We start from the raw sequence: 3,884 nt of genomic DNA, 5'->3' as shown, positions 1-3,884 counted from the left end.
CGACCTCGAACTCGGCCTGACGGCCCCGCTGCCGCAGCACTGACCAGCCACAAGCGTCCAGGAGGGACTGCTATGAGCACTACCGTCGGATTTCTGGGACTCGGCCACATGGGTGGTCCCATGGCGGCCAATCTCGTCAAGGCGGGGCATACGGTGATCGGCTTCGACCTCGCGCCCGCCGCACTCGAACAGGCAGTGAAAGACGGTGTCACCGTCGCTGATTCGGCCGTCGAGGCCGTGCGCGAGGTGGAGGTCGTCATCACGATGCTGCCGAGCGGCAAGCATGTTCTCGGGCTCTACGCGGAGATCCTTCCGGCCGCGAAGCCGGGCACGCTGTTCATCGACTCGTCCACCATCGACGTCGCGGACGCCCGTTCCGCGCACGACGAGGCCGTCAAGGCTGGTCACCGTTCGGTGGACGCACCCGTCTCGGGTGGCGTCGTCGGCGCCACCGCGGGAACGCTCGCGTTCATGGTCGGCGGCACCGAGGACGACTTCGAGTCCGCGAAGCCGCTGCTCGACGTGATGGGCAAGAAGGTCGTCCACTGTGGCGATCCGGGCAACGGCCAGGCCGCGAAGATCTGCAACAACATGATTCTCGGTGTCTCGATGATCGCCGTCAGCGAGGCGTTCGTCCTCGGCGAGAAGCTGGGTCTGAGCAACCAGGCCCTGTTCGACGTGGCCTCCAACGCGTCGGGTCAGTGCTGGGCGCTCACTACCAACTGTCCTGTGCCCGGACCGGTTCCGACCAGCCCGGCCAACAACGACTACCAGCCCGGCTTCGCCGCGGCGTTGATGGACAAGGATCTCGGTCTCGCCGCGAACGCGCTGAAGACCAACAGCGTCGAGGCGGATCTCGGGCTGCGCGCGGCCGAGCTGTACAGCAGGTTCCACGCCGCCGGTGGTGGTGGCCAGGACTTCTCGGCCATCATCAACGACATCCGCGAACGTTCCACCGAGGGAGAACAGTGACCGACTTCGAGACCATTCTGCTCGACCGCAAGGGCCGGGTGGGGATCATCACCCTCAACCGCCCGAAAGCGCTCAACGCGTTGAATTCCGAGCTGATGCGTGAGGTCGTGTCGGCGGTGGAAGAGTTGGAGAAGGATTCGGAGATCGGTGCCATTCTGATCACCGGTTCCGATCGGGCGTTCGCGGCGGGCGCCGACATCAAGGAGATGCAGCCCAAGTCGTACATGGACGTCTACCTGGACGACTTCTTCGCAGAATGGGACCACCTCGCCGCGGCCCGCAAGCCGACGATCGCCGCGGTCGCCGGGTACGCGCTCGGCGGCGGGTGCGAGTTGGCGATGCTCTGCGACATCCTGATCGCCGCCGACACCGCGAAGTTCGGTCAGCCGGAGATCAAGCTCGGCGTCATCCCCGGCATCGGCGGATCGCAGCGGCTGACCCGCGCGGTGGGGAAGGCCAAGGCCATGGAACTGTGCCTGACCGGCCGGAACATGGACGCCGAGGAGGCCGAACGTGCCGGGCTGGTGTCGCGGATCGTGCCCGCCGCCGACCTGCTCGACGAGGCGCTGAAGACGGCTACCATCATCGCCGAGATGTCACTTCCCGTCGCGATGATGGCGAAGGAAGCCGTGAACCGCTCCTTCGAGACCACGCTCACCGAGGGTGTCCGGTTCGAGCGTCGGGTGTTCCATTCGACGTTCGCCACCGAGGATCAGAAAGAGGGAATGGCGGCGTTCGTCGAGAAGCGCGCGCCGGTGTTCAAGCACCGCTAGATCCCGAAAACGACTGTCGCCCCGCACCGGGATCCCGGTGCGGGGCGACAGTCGTGTCTCACCACTTGGTGGGCGTGTCTCCTGTGTCGAAATCGCCTGCCTCGCGGCGCAGTTCGGCGAGGATGGTGACGAGCTGTTCGAGCTTGTCTCCGGACACCCCGGGCTGCGAGAACACCTGGGCGTTGAGCCGTTCGGTGGATTCGACGGCCAGTTTTCTTCCCGCATCGGTGATTTCGATCAGCGTCGCACGGCGGTCGCTCGGATGGGGGACGCGCCGTACCAGGTTTGCGGTCTCGAGCCGATCCACGGCGTTGGTGACGCTGGTGGGGTGAACCTGCAGGCGTGCGCTGGCCTTCGCCATCGGGAGGGCGCCGGTCCGGGTGAACGTCAGCAACGTGAGTAATTCGTACCGGGCGAACGTGAGGCCCGACGGCTTGAGCACCTCTTCCACCCGGGCCATCATGATCTGCTGCGCCCGCATCACCGAGGTCACCGCGGCCATGCCGTCGGCGACATCACCCCAGCCGTGCTTCGTCCACTGCCGGTGGGCCTCTTCGATGGGGTCGAGATGAAGTGGTGACGGTGGTGGCATGCGTCGATCATCCCATGTCGGGTGGTGCGCCGCGAAAGTCCGGCCAGCGTGTCTCTACCGTGCTTCGGCCCGCGCGGCCGCGGCCAACGCCACCAACCCGAATCCCACGCACGCCGTCATCGTGACTGCGAGCGCGACGCCGGTATTGCCGAGGACTCCGACCAGGGGAGCGATCAGGGCACCGACCCCGAACTGCAGGGCGCCGAGCAGCGCGGCCGCCGTGCCTGCGGCCTCCCCGTGACGGCCGAGGGCCAGCGCCGGGGCGTTGGGCAGAACGAAGCCGACACCACCGAGGAGGAACCACAGCGGGACGACGAACCCGACGAGTCCGCCGAACTCGAAATGGGCGGTGGTGACGAGCGCCAGCCCGGCCACCGTGGCGAAGCCGAGGGCTGCAACCGTGATCTGCAACGGCGACCACCGAGCGAGGGCGCGCACATTGAGTTGCGACGCGCCGATCAGGGCGATCGCGCCGGAGCTGAACAGCAGCGCGAACTGCTGTTCGTCGAGGCCGTACTGGTCCTGGAACACGAACGACGCGCCCGAGACGTACGAGAACAGGGATCCCATCGCCACGCTCGACACGAGGGCGAGCACCATGAACGCCCGGTCGCCGAGCAGGCCGGAGTAGGTGGCCAGGACGGCGCGCAGGTTGCTCTTGCGGCGCCGCTCCGGGGGCAGCGTCTCCGTCAGTCCCCAGACACCGATCAACGCCGTCAGCGTGCCGATCACGGCGAGGACGACGAAGATCCCGCGCCAGTCGACGGCGATGAGGAGCGCGCCGCCGATGCTCGGAGCGAGGACGGGCGCGACGCCGAGCACGAGCATCAGTCGGGACATCACCACGGCGACGGTGTTCCCCGAGAACAGGTCGCGGACCACGGCGAGAGCGACCACCGCCGCTGCGGCGGCACCGATGCCCTGGAAGACGCGGAGCACTCCCAGCACAGCCACCGTCGGGGCGAACACTGCGAGCACGGATGCGACGACGTGGACACCGATTCCGGCAATGAGGGGTCGGCGCCGGCCGAGGCTGTCCGACAGCGGCCCGACGATCAACTGTCCCAGGGCGAGGCCGAGAAGGGTGCCGGTGATGGTCAGCTGCACCGCGGACGACGACGCGCCGAGGTCGGTTCCGATGTCCGGCAGTGCCGGGAGGTACATGTCGATCGTGAAGGGGCCGAGGGCCACCATTGCGCCGAGTACCAGGATCACCCGAAGGCTGGGACGGGTGGTTGTCCGTCCGTCGGTCGGGGCGGCACGTTCTTCGGTGTCGGTCATGAAGCAAGACAGCAACGAGGGTGCGCGGTTTGTTCCCGCCTCGGCGTGTCGCTTCATAGTCCGTGTCACTTCAGAATCCGTGTCACTTCAGAATCACGGTGAGCGCAACTCTCGCGCCGCCGGCGCCGGGCGGGCACAGTAATGGTCGATGCGGGTGTGACTGAGTGGTTGAGGTACCGGCCTGCAAAGCCGTTCACACGGGTTCGAATCCCGTCACTCGCTCGGGTGGGAACCGGCAGGTGATGCACCTGCCGGTTCTGTCGTGT

The 3,884-nt window shown here is 67.0% G+C and carries 4 protein-coding genes and 1 tRNA gene; 3 read left to right on the top strand and 2 right to left on the bottom strand.

The annotated features are described in order from the left end of the window. Positions 1–39 precede the first annotated feature (39 nt). Together mmsB and RJ1_RS44540 are read left to right on the top strand one after the other, a co-directional pair. The gene (gene mmsB / locus RJ1_RS44545) at positions 40–972 is read left to right on the top strand and encodes a 3-hydroxyisobutyrate dehydrogenase (protein WP_369691073.1); all 933 of its coding nucleotides are present in this window, start codon (positions 40–42) and stop codon (positions 970–972) included. Continuing rightward, a complete protein-coding gene (locus tag RJ1_RS44540; protein ID WP_073371089.1) occupies positions 969–1,745 on the top strand; it encodes an enoyl-CoA hydratase in 777 nt (258 codons plus the stop codon). The genes mmsB and RJ1_RS44540 overlap by 4 nt, the downstream gene beginning before the upstream one ends. A gap of 58 nt (positions 1,746–1,803) precedes the next feature. On the opposite strand, the gene RJ1_RS44535 is transcribed toward RJ1_RS44540, so the two are convergent. Both RJ1_RS44535 and RJ1_RS44530 read right to left on the bottom strand, forming a co-directional pair. Further along, positions 1,804–2,337 carry a MarR family winged helix-turn-helix transcriptional regulator gene (locus RJ1_RS44535; protein ID WP_073371086.1) on the bottom strand — a complete coding sequence of 178 codons (534 nt, stop codon included), beginning with the start codon at positions 2,335–2,337 and terminating at the stop codon, positions 1,804–1,806. Between the two features lie 54 nt (positions 2,338–2,391). Next, the gene (locus tag RJ1_RS44530) at positions 2,392–3,618 is read right to left on the bottom strand and encodes a multidrug effflux MFS transporter (RefSeq protein WP_174695093.1); all 1,227 of its coding nucleotides are present in this window, start codon (positions 3,616–3,618) and stop codon (positions 2,392–2,394) included. Positions 3,619–3,768: 150 nt separating this feature from the next. Here RJ1_RS44530 and RJ1_RS44525 point away from each other — a divergent pair. Next, positions 3,769–3,840 (top strand) — tRNA-Cys (locus tag RJ1_RS44525). Positions 3,841–3,884 lie beyond the last annotated feature (44 nt).

This window comes from Rhodococcus jostii NBRC 16295 (assembly GCF_001894825.1).
In the GTDB taxonomy this organism is placed as follows: Bacteria; Actinomycetota; Actinomycetes; order Mycobacteriales; family Mycobacteriaceae; genus Rhodococcus_F; species Rhodococcus_F jostii.
The sequence above is the reverse complement of the archived record's forward strand: the minus strand, read 5'-3'. Positions and strand labels throughout refer to the sequence as shown.